General features: G+C 46.9%; 1 protein-coding gene. It reads left to right on the top strand.

The genetic code is table 11. The features are described 5' to 3' along the window. Window positions 1–30 precede the first annotated feature (30 nt). The coding region (gene rplS, locus AC0L3J_RS37975) for a 50S ribosomal protein L19 (protein WP_473350536.1) at window positions 31–286 on the top strand (256 nt) is incomplete at its 3' end.

Below are 286 nucleotides of genomic sequence, written 5' to 3'. Positions count from 1 at the left end.
ATCAGTTTACCCAGGATAAGAGATTAAATTATGAGCAACATTATTAAGCAACTTGAACAAGAGCAGATGAAGCAGGACGTACCTTCCTTCCGTCCGGGTGATACCGTGGAAGTGAAAGTATGGGTTGTTGAAGGTTCCAAAAAACGTCTGCAGGCATTCGAGGGCGTGGTTATCGCTATTCGTAACCGCGGTCTGCACTCTGCATTCACTGTTCGTAAAATTTCCAACGGCGAAGGCGTTGAGCGTGTCTTCCAGACTCACTCTCCGGTAGTTGACAGCATTTCTG

The organism is Bradyrhizobium sp. Kon37, assembly GCF_055807535.1.
This window is presented reverse-complemented; position numbering and strand designations above follow the sequence as displayed.